The sequence below is a fragment of the Atopomonas sediminilitoris genome (assembly GCF_022601735.1).
GTDB classification, from domain to species: Bacteria; Pseudomonadota; Gammaproteobacteria; order Pseudomonadales; family Pseudomonadaceae; genus Atopomonas; species Atopomonas sediminilitoris.
Genome location: NZ_JAKUMM010000001.1, coordinates 116555 through 137927 on the forward strand (window position 1 = coordinate 116555; position 21373 = coordinate 137927).

Sequence of the window (21373 nt, forward strand, 5' to 3'; positions counted from 1 at the left end):
CGCATGTACGCCTTGATCACAATCAAACCTTCGATCAATACGACAAACAAGCCGGAGTATTGACCAATACGCCACCAAACTAGGCAAACCCGTGCCACTGCACCTTGTTCGCCTGCGTCGACCAGCGCTCAAAGTGTTCGCGGTAGGTGTCTTCCACGACATTGCGTTTAATTTTGAGGGTTGGCGTGAGAAAACCGTTCTCTACCGCCCACACATCACTCACCACCACCAAGCTGTGAAGTTGTTCGTGCTTATCTAGCTGACTATTGGTGTGCGCCAACAACTGCTCAAGGCTCTGCCCTAGGGCTTTGCGGCCATCGCTAGAGTTAGCTTGCTCGCGCGCCATCTCAGACAACACACACAGACCCAAGGCCTGCGGCAGATTATCGCCAGCCACACACACTTGCTCTAAGCGCTCATGCGCGGCCAGTCTATTTTCGATCGGCGCTGGGGCCACGTATTTGCCTTTGCTGGTTTTAAAGATGTCTTTAATCCGACCGGTCAGACGCAGATAGCCATCGCCGCTTTGTTCGCCCTTATCGCCGGTACGCAAGAACCCATCCGCCGTGAGCACCTCCGCCGTACGCTCTGGGTCTTTAAAGTAGCCGAGCATGGTGGCGCCACTTTTAACCTGCACCTCACCCTGATCGCTTAACCGTACCGTTACGCCTGGGTTATTCGGCCCAATCCAGCCTTGACGCGGCGCATCAGGGCGGCCGATATGTGAATAGCCACAGTTTTCCGTCATGCCGTAGGCTTCAATCACATCCAGCCCCAGCAAGGCATACCAACGCTGCACCGCATCCGGCAAGGGTGCCGCGCCCGAAACCGCGTAACGCACGTGATTCAGCCCCAATCCCGCCAGCACCTTGCGGCCCATGCGCGCGCCCAGCAACGACAGTTTGAGTAAAAGATTCAGCGCCTTGGGTGAGACACGCTCATAGACGCCCATCTGAAACTTGCTCCAGATGCGTGGCACGGCAAAAAACACCGTGGGTTTAGCCCGCTGCAAATCGGCCATGAAGGTGTCGAGACTTTCGGCAAAAAACACCTGCTGCCCCGAATACAGCGATGCCAGCTCGACAAACACGCGCTCAGCCACGTGCGACAGCGGCAGATATGACAGCACCCGATCATTGCGATTAACGTCAAACAAGGACACGGCCTGACTGCCGGTAAAGGCAAAATTGGCAAAGTTATGCATCACGCCTTTCGGCACGCCGGTCGTCCCAGAGGTGTAAATGATGGTGGCCAAGTCTTCGGCCTGCCCTTGCCATGCACCGCTTAGCGGGGCATGGGCCAAAGCATCTTGCCAAGTGCGATCAAAGGCACCTTCTGGCGCTAGCGGCATAGCCAGCGTGATGACGCCCTCCGGCACGCCCGGCGCCATACTGGGCCAAGCATCGAGCTTACCAATGATGGCCACCTGCGCCTCGGCATGCTCTAGCACCTGCCGGACCGACTCTGCGGTTAGATTGGGATACAGTGGCACCGAGACATGCCCCGCCATCCAAATCGCCAAATCGCTGATCAGCCAGTGCGCGCAATTCTTCGAGATAATCGCGATACGGCTGCCGGCAGGTAACTGCAGGCTTTGCAACCAAGCCGCCACGCGCCTGACTTGATCATCCACCTCAGTGAAACTTAAGCGCTCAAGTCGTCCACCCGGATAAGGCTGGGTGAGGTAGGTCTGCTGCGGCTGCTCCGCCAAACGTTGGGCAAAGGCAGTAAGCGGCAATACGTGCTGATCGGGCATGGCTGGCTCCGTGTTTTTTATTGTCTAACCAAGCAAGTGCTTGGTTGACTATTCCACGAGGCTTTCTGGCTGGCAACCCTAGGTCATCGCAGGATTAACCAGCGCCGCGGCTAACTCTTTGATTACACAAAGAGATCAGCGCAATAACTTTTTATGACGGCAGACTGGCGTCAGTCTGCGTGACGCACCTGCTGCACCCGCATCAAGCCTGGCGCCACAAAGTCGCCCTCAATACAGGTCACGCTGGCCGGCGCCATCGGATAACGACCTTGGCCGTGCCCCTCGACCAGCCAACTGATGAGCTGGCTCACTAAGGGCTGATGACTCACCAACAGCACTTCCCACACTTGTGACTCACCTTGTAGCGCTTCGAGCTGGCGAATCACCTCTGCCACGCTGCCATCAGGCGTTAGCCAAGTCACGGTTTGCGCCTCAACCGTTAAGCCGCTGCTGGCCAAAATGGCCGCACACGTTTGCTGTGCGCGGCGATAGGGACTGACCAACACTTGATCAATCGTCGGCGCAGCTTGGAGAAAGTCGCCCACGGCGGCAGCCTGTTGCTGACCATGCGCGGTTAAGGCTCGCGCGCTGTCAGAGGCGGCGTGCGCCTCGGCCTCGCCGTGACGCACGATCCACAGCTTCATAGTTTCGGCTCCTCATCGCGCACTGGATGCGCCGCCGGCGGCACGCTGTGCGGTGCTTCCCCCTCGGGCGGTTGCGCGGTTGGCCAGTCGGAAACCGGCCAAGGCTTGTCGTCGCGATTGAAGGTCATAAAACGGCCAATCTGTGCCAAGTACTGGCTAAGGCTGTCGCCAAAGCTGAGCAAATTGGCACTCGGCGCAGCATAAAACAGCCGATATCCCAGTTGCAGCAGCACCACCAAACCCAATAACAGCTCGGCGATATTCCAAGCGATAAAGAACAGCACCATCCACAGCAGCCTGATTAGCAGCGACTCACGCGCATGGCGCTTAGCAAGATCAGTCATCACAGTCTCCTTAACTTATTCGGCGAAGCCTTGCAGCGGGATAAAATCGACATCGGTCTTGGCTTCGCCGCTCATCAATTTGGCGATCACCTGTTCCAGACTCAGCCCTTGAAAAATGACAGCTTCAAGGCCTGCCACCAACGGCATGTAAACGCCGAGTTCATCCGCCTTCTCTTTTAAAGCGCGCAAGGTGTTGACCCCTTCGGCCACCTGCCCCAGCTCGCTCACCGCTTGCTGCAAACTGGTGCCCTGCCCCAAAGCGTAGCCAACTTGAAAGTTCCGGCTTTTCGGTGAGGTGCAGGTGACAATCAAGTCCCCCACGCCCGCCAAGCCCAAAAACGTCATCGGGTTGGCACCCAAACGCACCGCAAGGCGGGTCATTTCTGCCAAGGCACGGGTAATCAGCATGCTTTTGGTGTTTTCGCCCATACCCAGCGCCGCGGCCATGCCGGCCATGATGGCGTAGACATTTTTCAGCGCACCGCCAAGCTCCGCGCCGTAGCGGTCACGACTGGCATACACGCGCAACGTCCGACCGTGCAGCGCCGCCTGCACCGCTTGGCACAAGCCTTCATCTTCACTGGCGATCACCGTCGCAGTCAGCGCATTCGCCGCAATCTCACCGGCCAAATTAGGCCCAGACAACACGCCGATGTGCGCCTCGGGGACGACGTCTTCAATAATTTGGCTCATCAGCTTAAAGCTGTGCTGTTCAATGCCTTTGGTTGTACTGACCAGATACTTGCCGCGCATGGCTTCAGCCACGGGCTCCAGCACTGCTCTTAGCGCATTCGAAGGCAAAGCAACAAAAATCAAGCTGTTGCCCGCCAGCACCGTCGCCAAGTCTGTACTGGCTTGAATACCCGCAGGCAGCAGCAAATCCTTCATGTAGCGCGGGTTTTGGCGCTGCTGATTAATCGTCTGCGCTTGCGCGGCATCACGCATCCAAAAATCAACCTGCCGACCATTTTCCGCCAGCACCTTCGCCAGCGCGGTGCCAAAGCTGCCACCACCTAATACGGCAACAGATTGCTGATTACTCATAAAGGCCTCTTCTCAAGGTAATAACCGGCAAAACGGGCAGCAAAACTGCTGCTGATCCCTGCGCCATCACAACAAAAGCGCACTATGGCCGCTTGTTTAGGCAGATGCAAAACTAAACCGCTGCCCAAAGCTCCAGCCTAATGGAGCACTAAAGTGTGCAAGCTCAGCCCGTCAAACACTGGCAATATCAATACCTTGGGTTAAGATACTGACAAATCAATCAAGCCGCCTAAGGAGTTGTCTTTGCGCCAAGGAATGCGTCTTACGACGGTGACTGGGCTGCTTGTCGCCAGCGGCTTGTTGACACCCAGCTTTCACCTGCAGGCGGACGACTTATTTCATTCCAGCCCTGACGTTCCACAAGTGTTGACCGCCACTCGTCTGCGCCAACCCTCCACCGAGGTACCGGGCAGCGTGACGGTGATTGATCGTGAACTGATCCGTGCCTCCGGCGCGCGCACCATTCCGGAGCTTCTGCGCCTCGTGCCCGGCATGAAGGTCGGCTACCGCAACGGCAACCAAGTCAACGTCAATTATCACGGCACCAGCATTACCGAAGCACGCCGTATGCAGGTATTGGTCGATGGCCGCTCGGTCTATCGCCCAGGACTCGCCAGTGTGGACTGGGCCGACATCCCCGTGGCGCTGGAAGATATCGAGCGCATTGAAGTCTTTCGCGGCCCCAACACCGTCACCTATGGCGCCAACGCGCTACAAGCGGTAGTCAACATCCTCACCCGCAACCCACAAGACAGCTTAGGCACGCGCACTAAAGCAACCATCGGGGAGCGCGGTGTGCGCGAGTTTTATGGCTCCCACGGTTTCAACCAAGGCAATGCCAGCGTGCGCCTAAGCGTAGGGTCACGCCAGTTTGATGGCTTCGACGAACGCGCCGACGGCAGCCCCTACCACAACGGCAGCCGTGCCGAGTACTTCAATATCAGCGCGCTGCACAGCCTAGCCGACGAACAAACCTTGGAGTGGCAGCTGGGTGCTAAGCAGGGCGAGAACGAACGACCACTGGAAGACTTCGGCCTAACCGATCCCGATGTTGAAGCAGAAGACTATTTTGCCCTCCTGCGCTGGAAAGCCCAGCTAACCGACCAGCACGCACTGCAAGTACAAGGCTACCTGCAACAACAAAATCGCCACCAAGATTGGCGCACCACAGTGCCTATCCCACTGTTTGATCCGTCACTGGGCAAGCTCTACCAAATCAACCCAGACCTCGCCAATGCCGCCGTCAAGAACCCCTTAGTGACCGGCAGCAACGCTACCGAAAACGCCTTACTCACCGCTTACCGCAGTACCGTACTAGCCAACTGTACGTTTGCGCCTAGCGCTGTCTGCAACCAAAGCACGGGAACCACCCAAGCACGCACCCATGAACGGCGTGGCGATATTGAACTGCAAGACACCTGGAAGCCGTCGGAGGACTGGTCACTGGTCAGCGGCATAGGCCTTCGTCAAGACCGTGCCGAGTCACAAACCTTTCTCGGCGGCACCGTGACCAACGACAGCTGGCGGCTGTTCAGCAATGCCGAATGGCGTTTTGCCCCCAACTGGCTGCTCAACCTTGGCGGCATGCACGAACACGATGACCTTTCCGGCAGCAGCTTCTCACCGCGCATCGCGTTGAACTGGCTGCTACACCCCGACCAAAGCCTGCGCGCGGTCTATTCCGAAGCGGTCAGACGTCCGGACATGTTTGAGCAAAAAGCCGAGTGGTCTTATCAAGGCCGAGGCATGTCACCGCTGATTGCTGGCAGCAGCACCGCCACCTACTACCAAGTGGCACGCGCCCAAGGCAGTTTAAATCCTGAGCACATTCATGCCAGCGAGTTGGGCTGGAACGCCTTTTGGAGCCCATGGCAGCTGAGTACTGATCTGCGCCTTTTTTACGAAGAGTTGCATCAACAAATCAGCGAACCGCTGCGCCTAGATGACTTCAACCCCAGCAACGATAGTCAATCGCGCTTTCACGGCGCTGAAGGCCAGTTAGATTGGCAAGCCAGCACCGAAGACCGCCTTCGCCTGACTTACGCCTACATCGACAACAGCGCCAGTAATAAAATTGATCGCCGCCTTACCGCCCGCCACAGCGGCAGTGCCGGCTGGATGCGCGATTGGCAAAACAACTGGCACAGCAGTGTGTTCTATTACGCCGCGGACCAGCTCAACGAATATGCCTTTGCCCGCACCGACTGGCGCGTGGCCAAGCGCTTTAATCTCGCCCAAGGGCAACGCCTAGAACTGGCGCTGATGTGGCAATTTCGCCTAGATGACGAACCGCTCACATGGTCTGAGAACCACTACGAGAGCCGCTCACAATGGCTGCTCAGTGCTGAGCTGGACTTTTAGGCATGCTCAACACACGGATGTGTCAGCGCTGGATCGCGGCCTTTGCCCTACTGCTCAGCAGCTTGCTGTGCAGCTCACTCAGCGCCCAAACGCTCTACGTCATCAGCGAACAGGACTCACCGGCGGTGCAGGATTTTGTCCGCGCACTCGCCGCCAAACGGCCACACGATGCGGTCAAGCTCGCCATCCTTAACGCGTTAACGCAACCTAACGCCGAGCTCCCGCCAAGCACCGACAGCCAATCGATTTTGCTAGGTCGCAAAAGCTTAGCTTGGCACTTAGCGCAGCAGCCACAGCAACCGGCGCTGGCCATGCTGATCAGCCGTCAAGAGGCCAGCTCAGTATTGCAAGAGCAGCCGCCGCAACTCACGTTACTGTGGCGGGAAGCACCAGCCATGCGCCAACTGCGCCTTGGTCAACTGCTGATGCCCCGCAGCAACCGCGTCGGCCTCCTCTACCACCAAGACAACCACGCCATGGTGAAAGCCCTCACCCAACAGGCGAACACTATTGATCTTAAACTCAGCAGTCGTGCATGGAACGGTCAGTTCCCCTCCAGTGAAGTGCAGCGCGTACTTGATGATAGCCAGTGGTTGCTGGCCCTCGATGACCCACGCTTGTTTAACGCACAAACCATCAAACCCTTACTGCTCGGTGCCTACCGCCAACAACGCGTGCTAATCGGGCCCCAAGCGGGCTATGTGCAGGCCGGTAGCTTAGCCAGCACCTACAGCGACCAAGCCGATTGGCTGCAACAACTGGATGAGCTGCTTAACTTGGCAGCCGATCAAAGACCGCGCAGCGCTTACGCGCGCTACTTCAAAGTTGCCATCAACCCGCAAGTCGCTCGCTCGCTCGGCATCAGCAATGCAGACCCAGACACACTGGCCAACCAACTGCGGCAAGGAGAAAGCCCATGATCTTGCGCAGAAGCTGGGACATCCATACCCGCACCCTATTTATCAGCCTCGGGCCAGCGGTACTCCTGACCATCTTGCTAACCGGCTTCTTTATGCAGCAGCGCTTAAGCGACTTGCGTATGGAGCTAGAAAACAACGGCCAAATGCTCGCCGATCAGCTGGCGCCCGCCGTTGAATACGGCGTGATCAGCGGCAACACCCAAGCGCTGGACAGCCTATTGCAAGCCACCGTGGGCACGACCCAAGTGCGCTTCGTAGAAATTCGCAACGCCAACAATCAAATGCTGGTGTTTCATGCGTCGCCCGAATACGACCAAGAAAGCCGTGACGTAGCGATCTTTACCGCACCCATTCGCTCGCAACACGTCAACGTCGCCAACCAACTCTTTGAACTGCCAGACGCCCCACAAACGCAATACGGCGCCACGATCGGCAAAGTGCTGGTGGGTGTTTCAAACGATGCCTATCTGAGTCGGCAACGCGGGATTTTGCTGCGCGCTGCCGCCTTAATGCTGTTCGCCCTTGCCCTAACGTATCTTTTCGCTAGGCGCTTAGCCTCGAGCCTAGCCAAGCCGCTGACGCAGATGGCCAGCACCCTGCAAGAGTTAGATCGCGGCGACTATCAACAGCAGTTACCGCGCTTTGATGAGGGCGAAGTCGGCCAAGTCGCCGAACATATCAATACCTTGGCGAAGAACCTTGCCAACAGCCGCGTCGAACAAGAACACGCCATTGCCGCGCTGGTACGCGCCCGCGAAGAAGCCGAAGCCGCCAACCAGGCCAAAAGCGAATTTCTCGCCATGATGAGCCATGAATTGCGCACCCCCATGAACGGTGTGCTGGGCATGCTGCAACTGCTCGAAACCACCGAGCAAACTCAAGAGCAAAGCGAATACACCGCAGTCGCCACGGAGTCGACCGAGCACCTGCTTAAGGTCATCAACGACATTCTCGACTTCTCACGCATTGAACGGGGCGCGTTAGAAATCGAGCGCATCCCTTTTGACCTGCACGACTTAGTCCACAACGCCGTGATGGTCTTCCAACACAGCGCCAGCCAGCGTGGATTGGCCCTTGAGCTGAACTATGCCGACGAGCTGAAACAGCTTGAGGTGCGCGGCGACCCCACGCGCCTGCGCCAAGTCTTGGTCAACCTGATCGGCAATGCCCTCAAGTTCACCGAAGCCGGCGGTGTTTATCTCACCGTGGGCGGGCAAAAACTCGATGACAACGTATTGTGGCTAAGCTGCGAAGTGCGCGACACCGGCATAGGCATCTCGCCGGAAAACTTAAGCCGCATGTTCAACGCATTCCAACAGGCCGACACGTCAACCTCGCGGCGCTACGGCGGCACAGGCCTAGGCCTTGCGATCGCACGCACCTTGACGGAACACATGGGCGGCAGCCTACAAGCCCGCAGCGAAGAAGGTCAGGGCTCGAGCTTTATGCTGGAGATTCCACTGCCCTTCACCACCAAAACAGCCCACAGCAAGCCTGCCAATCGGGCCATTCGCGATGAAGGTCACGGCCAGCACATCCTTCTAGTCGAAGACAATCCGGTCAATCAAACCGTCATCGAAGCCATGCTAAGGTCATTAGGCTATAGCGTTAGCCTGGTTGACGATGGCAGCCAAGCTGTCCATCGCGCCAGTACAGAGTCGTTTGATTTGATTTTGATGGACTGCCGCCTACCCCATATGGACGGTTACGAGGCCACCCGACTGATTCGCCAATTACCGTGCGCAATGGCCCGCTGCCCTATCATTGCCCTCACCGCCAACGCACTCCAAGGCGACCGCGAAGAGTGCTTAGCCGCCGGCATGGATGACTATATGGCCAAGCCCTTTAAGCGCGCCGAACTGCAAGACCTGATTGCCCATTGGCTAAACGTCAAACCTATGAACAACCCCAATAGTCCAGCAAGCGATGAATCATGATTCAGCTTTCTGTGACTCACGACAAACACCCGCAGTCTATGACTAGATCACGGCCCCAACGCTCAGGGGCTCGGACTTTCGCGCACCCTAGCACAGGGACTACCAAGGAGCTTTTATGAGCAAGCAAGCAGCCTACAGCCGAGAAGAACTGCTCAGTTGCAGTCGCGGTGAACTGTTTGGCCCAGGCAACGCCCAGCTGCCGGCCCCAAACATGCTGATGATGGATCGCATCACCCACATCAGTGAAACCGGCGGTAAATACGGTAAAGGCGAGATTGTTGCTGAGCTAGATATCACCCCAGACCTTTGGTTCTTTGGTTGTCATTTTGAAGGCGACCCCGTTATGCCCGGCTGCTTAGGCCTTGATGCTATGTGGCAACTGGTCGGTTTTCACCTCGGCTGGCTCGGCAATCCCGGTCGCGGCCGCGCCCTAGGCTCAGGTGAAGTGAAATTTTTCGGTCAAGTTCTGCCCACCGCTAAAAAAGTCACTTACAACATCCATATTAAACGTGTGATTAACCGCACCCTGATCTTGGCCATCGCCGATGGCACCGTGGCTGTTGATGGCCGCGAAATTTACAGTGCGGAAGGCTTGCGAGTGGGCCTTTTCACGTCGACCGACAATTTCTAAGGAGTCCTCCATGCGCCGTGTAGTCATCACCGGCCTTGGCATTGTTTCTTGCCTTGGCAACGATAAAGACAGCGTGAGCAACAGCCTGCGCCAAGGTAAAAGCGGGATTCGCGCCAATCCAAGCTACAAAGAAATGGGCCTGCGCAGCCAAGTCTCCGGCAGTGTTGACTTGAATCTTGACGAACTGATTGACCGTAAAGTTAAGCGCTTTATGGGGGACGCCGCTGCTTATGCCTATCTCGCCATGGAGCAAGCCATCGCTGATGCGCAGCTAAGCGAAGAGCAGGTTTCTAACGTACGTACCGGGCTTGTTGCAGGCTCTGGCGGCGCGTCAACCTTTAACCAGATGGAAGCCGTCGACACCTTGCGTGAAAAAGGCGTCAAGCGCGTTGGCCCTTATCGTGTGCCGCGCACTATGGGCAGCACAGTGTCCGCCTGTTTAGCCACGCCCTTTAAGATCAAAGGCGTGAACTACTCCATCTCTTCAGCCTGCGCCACCAGCGCACACTGCATCGGCCACGCCATGGAGCTGATCCAGCTGGGCAAGCAAGACATCGTCTTTGCCGGCGGCGGCGAAGAAGAGCACTGGACGCAGTCGTGCATGTTTGACGCCATGGGCGCCCTATCCACAAGCTACAACGACACCCCAGAAAAAGCCTCACGCGCTTACGACGCCAACCGTGATGGTTTTGTCATCGCTGGCGGCGGCGGCATCGTGGTGGTTGAAGAGCTTGAGCATGCACTCAAGCGCGGGGCCACCATTTATGCCGAAATCATCGGTTATGGCGCCACCTCAGACGGCTACGACATGGTCGCCCCCAGCGGCGAAGGTGCGATTCGCTGCATGCAACAAGCACTGAGCACCGTCGATAGCAAGATTGACTACCTCAACACCCACGGCACCTCTACCCCTGTCGGCGATGTGGCCGAGCTTAAAGCGATTCGCGCTATTTTCCCTGACAATGCGCCGTTGATCAGCTCAACCAAAAGCCTATCAGGCCACTCACTCGGGGCCGCTGGCGTGCACGAAGCCATCTACAGTCTACTGATGATGCAAGGCGAGTTCCTCAGCGCCTCAGCCAACATCGACACGCTCGATGAGCAGGCGGCTAACCTGCCGATTCTGCGTGAAACGCAAGAGAACCATCGTGTGGACACGATTATGTCCAACAGCTTTGGCTTTGGCGGCACCAACGCCACTCTCGTACTGCGTCGATACAACGCTTAATTTTAGCGTTCGATAAAAAAACCGAGCTTGTTATAGCTCGGTTTTTTATATCAACCTACCTGCCAGACCAGCTAAATTATTTAGCCTTGGCCTGATAAACAATACCCGGATTGCACTGCACCATTTGATACAACTCCGGCAAACCGTTGAGCGCCTCGGAAGCGCCAAGAAACAAATATCCGCCAGGCTTTAGCGTTGCATGAATCTTGGTCAGAATCTCTTTCTTAACTTCGGCCGAAAAATAAATCAGCACGTTACGGCAAAAGACCAAATCAAACTTACCTAACGATGCATAGCTATCCAGCAAATTTAAAGCACGGAACTCAACACGCTGCTTTAACGGCGGTTTAACCCCCCAGCGGCCATCTTCTTTTTTATCGAAATAACGCTGCAAGCGATCCTGCGACAGACCGCGCCCGATCGCTAGGCTATCGTACTCACCGGCTTTCGCAGCATTGAGCATCGAGCCAGACAAGTCGGTCGCGACTATCTGCACACCACCGCGCAACAAGCCCAAATTGCTCTTTTCAAACTCGTCGATCGACATGGACAACGAATAAGGTTCTTGGCCCGAAGAACACGCCGCCGACCAAATCCTTAAACGCATGCCATTAGCGGCCTTGGCCACCTCAGGCAACAAACGCGACTTTAAAACCTCAAAGGGATAAGTATCACGGAACCACAAGGTTTCGTTGGTCGTCATGGCGTCAACGACTTGCTCACGCAAGCCGCCACGCGGCATTAGCTCAATTTTGCGAACCAGCTCACCAAGGCTTTCAATCTTATTTTCTTGCATTAAACGATTAAGACGGCTGGTTACCAAATATTGCTTATTACTACCCAGCACAATGCCGCAACTTTTCTCTAAGAAAGCTCGAAACTGCTCAAAATCAGCGTTGGACACTGTCACGCGCACTTCACCTTATGTCAGTCGAAATTCGAAGGGGCATTACGCCCCTTCGCTCGCATTAATGCGCTCGATCACGCGATTGGCTAGATCATCAGGCCTAAACTTGGCCAAGAAGTCATTAGCACCAACCTTCTTCACCATCGCTTGGTTAAACACCCCTGACAATGAGGTATGCAGCAAAATATGCAGTCCCTCTAAGCGGGGGTCAGCGCGGATCTCTGCAGTCAGCGTATAACCATCCATTTCCGGCATTTCAATGTCGGAAACGATCATGAGCAGCTCCTTGCAAGGATCTTTACCTTCCGCCAACAGCGAGCGCAGATAATCGTAAGCTTGGCGACCGTCATTCAGAGCAACAACTTCCACGCCAACGGTTTCAAGACAACGCTTAACCTGCTTACGCGCCACCGAAGAGTCATCACAGATCAAAATACGCTTAGTGACAGCCTTCGACTGCGCATCAGCGGTGATCACACCCTCAGAAATTTGTTCATGGGTCGGTGAAACCTCGGCGAGGATCTTCTCCACGTCGATAATCTCAACCAGCTTCTTATCTACCCGCGTTACCGCAGTCAGATAATGATCGCGCCCAGTGCCTTTTGGCGGCGGATGGATCTCTTCCCAGTTCATGTTGACGATACGTTCGACCGAACGCACCAGAAAACCCTGAACTTTCATATTGTACTCCGTGATAATCACGAAGCTGTCTTTTAGGTTGTCCAGTGCCTGACGCCCCGTCGCCATGGACAAGTCCATGATAGGGATCGTTCCGCCACGAATATTGGCCACCCCGCGCACCACGGGACTCGACTTAGGCATCACCGTCAGGTTGGGGCATTGTAAAACCTCCTTAACCTTAAACACGTTAATGCCATACAGCTGCGGGCCTTCCAGGCGGAACAGCAACAACTCCAGTCGGTTCTGGCCAACCAGCTGAGTCCGCTGGTTTACTGAGTCCAACACACCGGCCATAAGGGGCTCCTGTGGTTCTAAAGGCTCTTGCCGTTCAGCTTAGTTCACTAAGCGGCACGTGCTTTGCTTTTTTATTGTAGGCCGCTTTTTATCGACAGTCTTTTGGCGGCAAGGAAAAACATGCGACCACTGCTTTTGTTTATCTGCCTATCACTCACGCCCTACCCGTTGTGGGCAGCTGCGCTATCAGAGCAGATTATCGGCCAAGCCCATGCCTTTCTTGAGGAGCATGTTGCAACTTATATAGAAGCACAGGCGGACAATCCAAGGGCAGATATTCAGCCAATTCGTGTTGACCCGCGCTTGCGCCTAGCCGATTGCGACAAACCGTTGACGATCCAGCAAGAGAGCCAAGGCTCGCCAATCGGCCGCGTCACGTTAAGCGTTCGCTGCTCCGGCAGCAGTCCTTGGCGTATTTTCATCCCGGCCGAAGTCCACCTTTATCGCGCAGTGGTGATCATGGCTAGGCCCATGGCACGCAAAAGCAAAGTGCAGCCTGAGGATCTTGTACTGCGCGAGACCGAAGTCAGCGCAGTGCGGCAAAACTACCTTACCGATCTCAACCAGGCTGCAGGTCAAACACTGCGCAGGCCGGTCGGCATTAATGAAATACTCACCACCAGTCACCTAGAGCCAAGCAAACTGATACGGCGCGGCGATCGCGTGGTTATTCTGGCCACAAACGGCGACTTTATAGTCAAAATGCAAGGCGAGGCGCTCAGCGACGGCGCAAAAGGCCAGCAAATACGAGTGCGTAACGTTGCCTCAGGCCGCATCATCCGCGCTCGCGTTACTGGGCCCAATCAAGTGAAAGTGGCCATCTAGGAACGCTTCTTGTAATGTTTGACACCAAGACACGCTGACTGCGTGAACTCGCCAACTAAATGACACATTTCACAGTTTTCGGCCTAAAGTTCTCTTAAGCAGTGCCGATTACTTAAGCAGTCAGACTTAAAACGCTTCGAGGCATATAGCCATGGTCATTGATTTCAATCGACTGAACACCAGCAGCACAGGCAACAGCAGCGTCAATAAAAACGCCGCCACTGAAGCCGACGCTAGCAAAACCGCAGCCAAAGCGCCTGCTGCAGATGCACCTGCCAGCAAAGCGGCCGGCGATTCAGTGCAACTCAGCCAACAGGCACAAACCTTGAAACAAGCTGAGTCACGTATCCGTGACCTTCCCAAAGTGGACAGTGAGCGCGTAGAGCGCCTTAAAGCAGCCATCGCTGATGGCAGCTATAGCGTCGACGCCAAACGCGTTGCACAAAAGCTCACGGCCTTCGAGGCACAGCGTTAATAGCTGTTTTTGAGAGGCGATCGCCATGTATGGTCAGTTACTGAGCAATCTGCAAGCCGATGAGCAGCACGCACTTGAACTACAAGCCTTGCTGTTACGCGAACAGGACGCCCTCAAAGATCGCCAACTAGAAGCCTTACAAGACCAGCTTGCCAGCAAGCAGAGCTTACTCAAGCAGCTTGAAGATGGCAGTCACGCACGTAGTCAACTACTGCAAAGCCAAGGGCTGCCCGCCTCACTCAATAGCTTGAAGCAGCTCGCCAAAAACGCACCACAAGGTGATGCCTTGATTGCACTGGCCTGCCGCGTAGACGAACTACTGCACACCTGCCGTGCGATCAATGAAGTTAACGGTCGCTTAATGCGTGCCAACCAGAACTCAATCAGCCAATTGCTTGGCGTACTTCGCGGACAAGACACGCCGCTGTATAACCGTTATGGCAATAACGCCGGCATAGCGCGCAATCGTCCACTTTCAAGCGCTTAGCGCTGGGTTTTTAAGCATTTCAGCACTACGCTTAATAAGCCAACTCATCACGGTCAGGAGTCTAAAGACCTGTGCCCAGCCCTTTTGCGATTGATGACAGTCCTCAACAACCTCGACAGCTAACCAGCCCAGCAGAGATCGTCGCGAATCTCAGCACCTTAATGGATAGCCACGACCCCCTGATCGTGCGTTTTAATGGGCGTAATCGTAAGTTCCAGTCCTTTGTGGTCGCCATCGATAAAGCCAACAACCGCGTTGCGCTCGATGAACTCATGCCCAATGACGGCGACAAGCTCATGCAAGCCCGTGAAGCGTTTAGTGTTGAGGCATTTCATGACGGCGTGCGCATCACATGGAGCAATGAGGCTGATTTGGCCGTCTATGCGCAGCACGAGGGCGCACCTTGTTTTTGGCTGCCACTCCCCAGCAGCATCACCTACCATCAGCGCCGCGCCGCTTTTCGTGTCAGCCTTAAGCAAACGCAAAAAATACCACTGCGCGTTAGCGACTCCCTCAAAGCCGTGCAAGCCACAGGGCTACTGGTCGATATTTCTGCCACGGGCTGTCGTTGCCTGTTCAAAGGCAATCTACAAAGCCAGTTATTACCCGGCGCGGTGCTCGATCACCTGACCATTGCGTTAGACCAGCAACGTGTCACTTGCCATGCGGAAGTGCGCCACGTGCACTTTGACGAAAAACGCAATCTCAGCCTTGTTGGCATCCGCTTCTACAAACTGCAAGGCCTTGAGCAGCGCACCATTGAGCGCTTTGTTTACCAACAACAACGCGAAAGTCGCCGTACCGAGAATGATTAAAGCTTCTACTGCCGAGCTTTAAACGGCCGCCAGCGGGAATAAGCGTTCGAAGTTGGCGGTGGTTTGCTCAGCCAGCGCGTCAAAGCTCACGCCTCGTAACTGCGCTAGAAACTCGGCAACATCGCGAACATAACGCGGCTCATTGCTTTTGCCACGATGAGGGATCGGCGCTAAGTACGGGGCATCGGTCTCTACCAACAAACGATCAGCGGGCACTTGCAATGCCACTTCACGCAGCGCTTGAGCATTGCGGAAAGTCACAATGCCGCTGAGCGATATGTAATAGCCCATATCCAAAGCCGCTTTAGCCATAGCCCAATCTTCGGTAAAGCAATGCAAAACCCCAGCGTTGGGCAAGTCGGCGGCGCGCAGCAATTCAAGCGTGTCTTGACGAGCCTCGCGGGTATGGATGACCACGGGCTTACCGGTTTGCTTGGCCGCCTGTAGATGCAACGAAAAGGCTCGCTGCTGGTCAGCAGCCATCTGCGGCTCGTAATGGTAATCGAGCCCTGTCTCGCCGATAGCGACCACGCGCGGGTCGTCCAACTCAGCGAGCAACCAATCGAGACTCGGTTGTTGTTCGGGCTGCAAGTCCAACGGATGAATACCAACACTGGCAAACACGTCCGCATGCTGGTGCGCCAACTGCTTAACGGTAGCTGCATTATCCGCGCTAACACCGATACACAAAAAACGACCAACCCCGCCATCACGCGCCGCTTGCAGCGCGGCATCGAGGGAGCCGTTATAGGGTGTTAAATCGAGACGATCGAGATGACAGTGTGAATCAACCAACATAGCGAGGCGTTACATCGTGTGGGTGGGGCGGTCCGACTTCAAAGCGCCGGCTAGATAAGTCTCGATCTTGTTGCGGGCGGTGGGATCACCCTCATTGAACTGCACACCGATACCGGCAGCGCGGTTACCTTGTGCACCCTTAGGCGTAATCCAGATCACCTTGCCTGCCACTGGGATTTTTTCTGGCTCGTCCATGAGATTCAGCAGCATGAACACTTCATCGCCAAGCTTGTAGGCCTTCGCCGTAGGGATGAACAAACCACCATGCTTAACGAACGGCATATAGGCTGCATAGAGGACCGATTTGTCCTTAATTGTCAGCGACAAAATACCGTTACGTGGACCTAAATTTGGCGGCAAGCTCATTCGTTCAGACACCCTTCACATCGTCAAAAAGAAGCCATCTCGCAGATAACTTCTACATCCCTTGCGGCATTCTAGCCTTTAGCCGCCAAACTTGCCCACTGTAGCAACAGGGCTTCGAGAAGCAGCACACGATTAAGATTAGCCTTACCCAATACTTTTTGGCGTTGCTGTAAAAGCCATTGCTGCACCGCCAACACGTCCGCGCTATCACTACGCTGCGCTAGATAACCGAGCACCTTATGCATATCGGGCTCAAGTTGCTCATCAGCCTGCCCTGCTAACTGCTGCCGCAGCAGCGCTTGAGTCCAAGCAAAAAACCAATCAAACACGCGCAGCAAGTCCAATTTGTTCCAGCTTTCCGCTACTTGACTGGCCGTTTGCTGCCCCTTCAACAAGGCCTTAACCGCATCGACCACGGTAGCGCGCTGCGCTACGCCTTCGTCACTCAGCAGACTCAAGGCCTGCAGTGGCGAACCGCCAACCCAGTGCAGCGCTTGCGCGATGAGCATCGTATCAGCCTCTGGCCGCTGCTCTTTGAGCCAGGCCAAGCTTTGCTCTGGCGAGGGACAAGGGCACTGCAGCTGCTGGCAACGGCTACGGACCGTCGGTAACAGGCGACTAGGGGCGTCACTGAGCAGCACCAGCACCGTATTGCCGGACGGCTCTTCCAGGCTTTTCAACAAGGCATTAGCCGCATTGGTATTCATCGCCTCAGCAGGCGCCAACAGCACCACCTTGCGCCCGCCCAGCTGGGCGGTTTGGGCGACAAAATCAACCAACGCTCGCACTTGATCAATTTTAATCGGCTTATCCGGCTCTTCCGGCATCACACGCTGCAAGTCAGGATGCGTGCCCGCCTTCCGTAACAAGCAGGCCTTGCACTGCTCACACGCTTGGTACTGCTGCGGAGACTGGCAAAGCAACAAACCGACAAACGCCTCAGCGAGCTCCCGCTTACCAATACCGCCCTGCCCTTTAAATAAGTAGGCATGCGCATGCTGTTGCCGCTGACTGAGCTGCTGCCACACCTGTTGCTGCCATGGATACATCATCAGCGCCCCTGCAAACGCTGTAACAACGCAGGCAGCAAGGCACGTACTTGAGTTTGAACGGCCTCCAACGGCTGACTGGCATCCAGCACGTGGTATCGAGTCGGCTCAGCGCGGGCCTGCTCCAAGTAACCTTGGCGGACGCGTTGAAAAAAGGCCTGCGCCTCTTGTTCAAAACGGTCTAAACGACCGCGCGCGGCAGCGCGCTGCAAGCCAATCTCGATGGGCAAGTCAAACAACAAGGTCATATCCGGTCTAAGCTCGCCCTGAACAAATTGCTCTAGCTGCGCAATCCGCGCACGGTCTAAACCGCGCCCAGAGCCTTGATAAGCATAGGTCGCATCGGTAAAGCGATCACACAAGACCACCGCCCCGCGCTGCAGCGCCGGACGAATAACCGTGGCCAAATGCTGCGCGCGACCAGCGAACACCAACAGTAGCTCTGCGTCGACGGCCATAGGCTCGTCACGAGGGGTTAACAACAGCTCACGAACCTGCTCGGCCAACGGGGTACCGCCAGGCTCACGACTCAGCACGACTTCAACGCCATGACCGGCCAAACCATCAGCCAATACTTGACGATTGGTGGTCTTACCGGCCCCTTCAGGCCCCTCAAGGGTGATGAACAACCCGGCCATGCTTATTTCCTTGCTGCAGGGCTAGAACGGTAATCCGCTCGCCGCTTTAACTGATACTGACGCACAGCACGATTATGCTCGGCCAAAGAATTAGAAAACTGATGGCTGCCGTCCCCGCGCGCGACAAAATAGAGGCTCTTACCCTCGGCAGGATTCAGCGCAGCGATGATCGCGGCCTTGCCCGGCATCGCAATCGGCGTGGGCGGCAAACCCTTGATCACATAAGTGTTATAGGCGGTTGGCTTACGCAAATCAGCGCGCGTGATGCGCCCTTGGTAGGCATCGCCCATGCCATAAATAACGGTTGGATCCGTTTGCAACAACATGCCGAGCTTCAAGCGCCGTACAAACACGCCAGCAATTTCGCCGCGCTCTTCAGGCACACCGGTTTCACGCTCAACGATCGAGGCCATAATCAGCGCTTGATAGGCCTCTTTATAGGGCAAGTCTTTGCCGCGACTCGTCCAGGCATCGTGCAAAATCTGCTGTTGCGCGCTATAGGCCTGAAGAAGGACATCTGAAGCCTTAAAGCCCCACGTATAAGTATAAGTATCAGGAGCAAAGCGCCCTTCCGGATGCTCACCTTCGGCACCCAGTTGCTGCATCAACGCTGCATCAGAGAGCGACTCAATATCATTCTCTAACTTGGTTGCTGAGCCGAGTGCCGCCCTGAACTGACGAAACGTCCAGCCATCCACCAAGGTGACGCGGTAGCTCAACACATCGCCCTGACGCCAAGCGCTGAGCAAGTCATGCGCGCTCATATCAGGCTTTAACGCATATTCGCCCTGATGCAGGGCTGGATTATTCCAGCGCCAACGCCAGTACAAACCCAGCCAACGAGCGCCCTGCAACACATTTTGCTGCTCAAGCTGCCGCAATACCCGTGCAGGAAAATCACCGGCCTGCACCTGCACCACCGTTTCAGCTTCAATCTGCAAAGGTTGATTAAGCAGCCAACGCGCCGAGAGCAAAGCACCAGCTGACAAAAGCAAGATCAGCAGCAACGCCGCCAGCAACCACCGTGCAATACGCTTCACTCAGACAACCATCAACTCTTGGGCAAGAGCCTGAAGTTTACGGGTGACAGGACCAACTGGCCACGTTCGATCGCACAAAGTCCGCACTGGCCATACCCCATAGAGACTATTGCACAGCAGCACTTCATCGGCCGCCAGCAAAGCATCGTATGAAATGGGCGCTACTTTGACGGTCAAACCCCGTTGCGGCGCCTGACTGAGCAAAGCTTGCCGCATGATCCCAGCGACACCGCACTGATTTAACTCTGGGGTGTATAGACAACCGTCACGCACAATAAAGAGATTACTGAATACCCCTTCAATCACCCAGCCGTCGCTGTCCCGCATTAAGCCTTCGGCATACTGTGGGTCGCGCCATTCACTGCGGGCGAGCACTTGCTCTAAGCGATTAAGATGCTTCAAGCCTGCCAACGCTGGCTGCAGCGCCAGGCGGGTTTGACAAGCAAACAAAGAGACTCCGCGCTCAGCATGTTCAGCCGGGTATTGCGGCAGATTAGCTGACTGCACAATGCGTCGCGGTGATGATGGCTCCGGCGGTGCATAACCACGCATGCCATCGCCACGCGTAACCATTAACTTGATCACGCCCATCTGCAGGGTTTGCGCAAAGGCACGCAACTCAGCCTGTACCAGCGCCAAATCCAAGGGGATCAGCAGCCGCTGGCAGCCAGCTTCTAGACGCGCACAATGCAGCGCCAGCAAAGGCATTTGCCCTTGCTGAACGCGAATGGTTTCAAATAAGCCGTCACCATAAGCCAAACCGCGATCGACCACTGACACCGTGGTCTGCGGCTGGCCATTCACCCAAATCAAACTCAAACAAACCGCCGGAAAACCAAGGTGCCATTAGTGCCGCCAAACCCAAACGAGTTAGAAATGGCCACTTCGAGCGGACGCTGCTGCGCGGTATGCGCGACTAAGTTCAAGTCACATCCGGCGCCTGGGTTATCCAAGTTAATGGTCGGCGGAGCAACCTGGTCACGCAGTGCCAATACGCTAAAGACTGCTTCAACCGCGCCGGCCGCACCCAGCAAGTGCCCTGTCATCGACTTGGTCGAACTCATCGCTAATTGACTGGCGTGACTGCCAAAAACACTTTTTACCGCGCCAATTTCGGCAATATCACCAGCGGGCGTGGAGGTGCCATGCGCATTGATATAGCCGACTTCTTCTGGGTTTATCTTGGCATCTCGCAAGGCGCTGGCCATGCAACGGGCGGCACCTTCGCCGTTTTCCGGCGGCGAGGTCATGTGATACGCATCACCACTCATGCCGAAACCAATCAGCTCGGCATAAATGGTCGCACCGCGCGCCTTGGCGTGCTCTAACTCCTCAAGCACTAAGGCGCCTGCACCGTCAGACAACACAAAGCCATCACGATCCTGATCCCAAGGCCGGCTCGCCTTAGTGGGCTCATCATTGCGCGTTGACAGCGCACGCGCTGCCCCAAAGCCACCCAGGCCTAAGCCCGTGGTCGCCATCTCGGCACCACCGGCGATCATCACATCCGCCTCATCAAAGGCGATGTTACGTGCGGCCATGCCAATGCAGTGTGTGCCGGTGGTACATGCGGTGGCGATGGCATAGTTGGGGCCTTTCAAGCCCAACTGAATCGACAAGAAGCCAGAAACCATATTGATGATGGAGCCGGGCACAAAGAACGGTGAAATTTTGCGCGGCCCAGAGGCTGACAGTGATTCACAGTTCTTTTCAATGTTGCTTAAGCCGCCAATGCCTGAGCCCATGACCACACCGATGCGATCGGCATTGGCGTCAGTCACTTCCAGACCTGACTGCTGAACAGCCTGCAGACTGGCAATCAAACCGTACTGAATAAACAAGTCTTGTTTGCGCGCTTCTTTGGCTGACAGGTATTGGTCAACCGCCAAATCCCGAACCGAGCCGCCAAAGCGCGTCGAGAACGCACTGACATCCATATGTTCAATGGGAGCAATACCGCTACGACCAGCCAAGATACCTTCCCAGCTGGAGGCCACATTGTTACCCAAAGGACTGAGCATACCCATGCCCGTCACCACGACTCTTCTGCGCGCCACAGTCTTCCCTCGCACTCACTCAACATTCTTAAAACTAAATAGCAGCCAATAAAAAAGCCGCACGCCCGAAGACAGT

The 21373-nt window shown here is 55.7% G+C and carries 22 protein-coding genes; 9 read left to right on the top strand and 13 right to left on the bottom strand.

The genetic code is table 11. The features are described 5' to 3' along the window. Positions 1 to 79: 79 nt before the first annotated feature. The 4 genes from MKI83_RS00550 to MKI83_RS00565 form a co-directional block, all read right to left on the bottom strand. Positions 80 to 1756 carry an AMP-binding protein gene (locus MKI83_RS00550; protein ID WP_241582692.1) on the bottom strand — a complete coding sequence of 559 codons (1677 nt, stop codon included), beginning with the start codon at positions 1754 to 1756 and terminating at the stop codon, positions 80 to 82. A gap of 170 nt (positions 1757 to 1926) precedes the next feature. Then, a complete protein-coding gene (gene sixA / locus MKI83_RS00555; protein WP_241582693.1) occupies positions 1927 to 2400 on the bottom strand; it encodes a phosphohistidine phosphatase SixA in 474 nt (157 codons plus the stop codon). After that, entirely contained in the window at positions 2397 to 2744 is a 348-nt protein-coding gene (locus MKI83_RS00560) for a DUF4389 domain-containing protein (RefSeq protein WP_241582694.1), read from the bottom strand. Before MKI83_RS00560 ends, sixA begins: the two co-directional genes overlap by 4 nt. A gap of 15 nt (positions 2745 to 2759) precedes the next feature. Then, positions 2760 to 3788: an NAD(P)H-dependent glycerol-3-phosphate dehydrogenase gene (locus MKI83_RS00565; RefSeq protein ID WP_241582695.1), complete on the bottom strand. Its 1029-nt coding sequence runs from the start codon at positions 3786 to 3788 to the stop codon at positions 2760 to 2762. Positions 3789 to 4031: 243 nt separating this feature from the next. Here MKI83_RS00565 and MKI83_RS00570 point away from each other — a divergent pair, with 243 nt between their 5' ends. The 5 genes from MKI83_RS00570 to fabB all read left to right on the top strand — a co-directional run bounded on the left by MKI83_RS00570 (position 4032) and on the right by fabB (position 10865). Next, positions 4032 to 6149 carry a TonB-dependent receptor plug domain-containing protein gene (locus MKI83_RS00570; RefSeq protein WP_241582697.1) on the top strand — a complete coding sequence of 706 codons (2118 nt, stop codon included), beginning with the start codon at positions 4032 to 4034 and terminating at the stop codon, positions 6147 to 6149. A gap of 2 nt (positions 6150 to 6151) precedes the next feature. After that, positions 6152 to 7069 carry an ABC transporter substrate-binding protein gene (locus MKI83_RS00575; RefSeq protein ID WP_241582699.1) on the top strand — a complete coding sequence of 306 codons (918 nt, stop codon included), beginning with the start codon at positions 6152 to 6154 and terminating at the stop codon, positions 7067 to 7069. Next, a complete protein-coding gene (locus tag MKI83_RS00580) occupies positions 7066 to 9006 on the top strand; it encodes an ATP-binding protein (protein ID WP_241582701.1) in 1941 nt (646 codons plus the stop codon). The genes MKI83_RS00575 and MKI83_RS00580 overlap by 4 nt, the downstream gene beginning before the upstream one ends. A 115-nt stretch (positions 9007 to 9121) precedes the next feature. Then, on the top strand, positions 9122 to 9637 hold the full coding sequence (gene fabA / locus MKI83_RS00585; RefSeq protein ID WP_241582703.1) for a 3-hydroxyacyl-[acyl-carrier-protein] dehydratase FabA: 516 nt from the start codon (positions 9122 to 9124) through the stop codon (positions 9635 to 9637). Positions 9638 to 9647: 10 nt separating this feature from the next. Further along, positions 9648 to 10865, top strand: a complete 1218-nt coding sequence (gene fabB / locus MKI83_RS00590) for a beta-ketoacyl-ACP synthase I (RefSeq protein ID WP_241582704.1) — start codon at positions 9648 to 9650, stop codon at positions 10863 to 10865. 76 nt (positions 10866 to 10941) lie between these two features. Here fabB and MKI83_RS00595 read toward each other — a convergent pair whose 3' ends face one another. Then, positions 10942 to 11775: a CheR family methyltransferase gene (locus MKI83_RS00595; protein ID WP_241582707.1), complete on the bottom strand. Its 834-nt coding sequence runs from the start codon at positions 11773 to 11775 to the stop codon at positions 10942 to 10944. 39 nt (positions 11776 to 11814) lie between these two features. After that, entirely contained in the window at positions 11815 to 12747 is a 933-nt protein-coding gene (locus tag MKI83_RS00600) for a chemotaxis protein CheV (protein WP_241582709.1), read from the bottom strand. 120 nt (positions 12748 to 12867) lie between these two features. Here MKI83_RS00600 and flgA point away from each other — a divergent pair, with 120 nt between their 5' ends. The 4 genes from flgA to MKI83_RS16965 all read left to right on the top strand — a co-directional run bounded on the left by flgA (position 12868) and on the right by MKI83_RS16965 (position 15349). Next, positions 12868 to 13572, top strand: coding sequence for a flagellar basal body P-ring formation chaperone FlgA (flgA, locus tag MKI83_RS00605; RefSeq protein ID WP_241582710.1), 705 nt, complete (start codon positions 12868 to 12870; stop codon positions 13570 to 13572). Between the two features lie 151 nt (positions 13573 to 13723). Further along, positions 13724 to 14047: a flagellar biosynthesis anti-sigma factor FlgM gene (flgM, locus tag MKI83_RS00610; RefSeq protein ID WP_241582711.1), complete on the top strand. Its 324-nt coding sequence runs from the start codon at positions 13724 to 13726 to the stop codon at positions 14045 to 14047. A gap of 25 nt (positions 14048 to 14072) precedes the next feature. Continuing rightward, entirely contained in the window at positions 14073 to 14534 is a 462-nt protein-coding gene (locus tag MKI83_RS00615; protein WP_241582712.1) for a flagella synthesis protein FlgN, read from the top strand. Positions 14535 to 14605: 71 nt separating this feature from the next. Beyond that, positions 14606 to 15349: a flagellar brake protein gene (locus MKI83_RS16965; protein WP_241582713.1), complete on the top strand. Its 744-nt coding sequence runs from the start codon at positions 14606 to 14608 to the stop codon at positions 15347 to 15349. 18 nt (positions 15350 to 15367) lie between these two features. Here MKI83_RS16965 and MKI83_RS00625 read toward each other — a convergent pair whose 3' ends face one another. From MKI83_RS00625 to fabF, 7 genes are all read right to left on the bottom strand, one after another. Then, positions 15368 to 16147, bottom strand: coding sequence for a TatD family hydrolase (locus tag MKI83_RS00625; protein ID WP_241582714.1), 780 nt, complete (start codon positions 16145 to 16147; stop codon positions 15368 to 15370). A gap of 9 nt (positions 16148 to 16156) precedes the next feature. Then, positions 16157 to 16513 (bottom strand): PilZ domain-containing protein, encoded by a 357-nt coding sequence (locus tag MKI83_RS00630; protein ID WP_241582715.1) that lies wholly within the window; start codon positions 16511 to 16513, stop codon positions 16157 to 16159. 71 nt (positions 16514 to 16584) lie between these two features. Continuing rightward, complete coding sequence (locus tag MKI83_RS00635; protein WP_241582717.1) at positions 16585 to 17565, bottom strand: DNA polymerase III subunit delta'; 981 nt, start codon at positions 17563 to 17565, stop codon at positions 16585 to 16587. Next, positions 17565 to 18200 carry a dTMP kinase gene (gene tmk / locus MKI83_RS00640; RefSeq protein ID WP_241582719.1) on the bottom strand — a complete coding sequence of 212 codons (636 nt, stop codon included), beginning with the start codon at positions 18198 to 18200 and terminating at the stop codon, positions 17565 to 17567. The genes MKI83_RS00635 and tmk overlap by 1 nt, the downstream gene beginning before the upstream one ends. 2 nt (positions 18201 to 18202) lie before the next feature. After that, positions 18203 to 19231 (bottom strand): endolytic transglycosylase MltG, encoded by a 1029-nt coding sequence (gene mltG / locus MKI83_RS00645; RefSeq protein ID WP_241583136.1) that lies wholly within the window; start codon positions 19229 to 19231, stop codon positions 18203 to 18205. 9 nt (positions 19232 to 19240) lie between these two features. Beyond that, entirely contained in the window at positions 19241 to 20059 is an 819-nt protein-coding gene (gene pabC / locus MKI83_RS00650; protein WP_241582721.1) for an aminodeoxychorismate lyase, read from the bottom strand. Beyond that, on the bottom strand, positions 20056 to 21297 hold the full coding sequence (gene fabF, locus MKI83_RS00655; RefSeq protein WP_241582722.1) for a beta-ketoacyl-ACP synthase II: 1242 nt from the start codon (positions 21295 to 21297) through the stop codon (positions 20056 to 20058). Before fabF ends, pabC begins: the two co-directional genes overlap by 4 nt. Positions 21298 to 21373 lie beyond the last annotated feature (76 nt).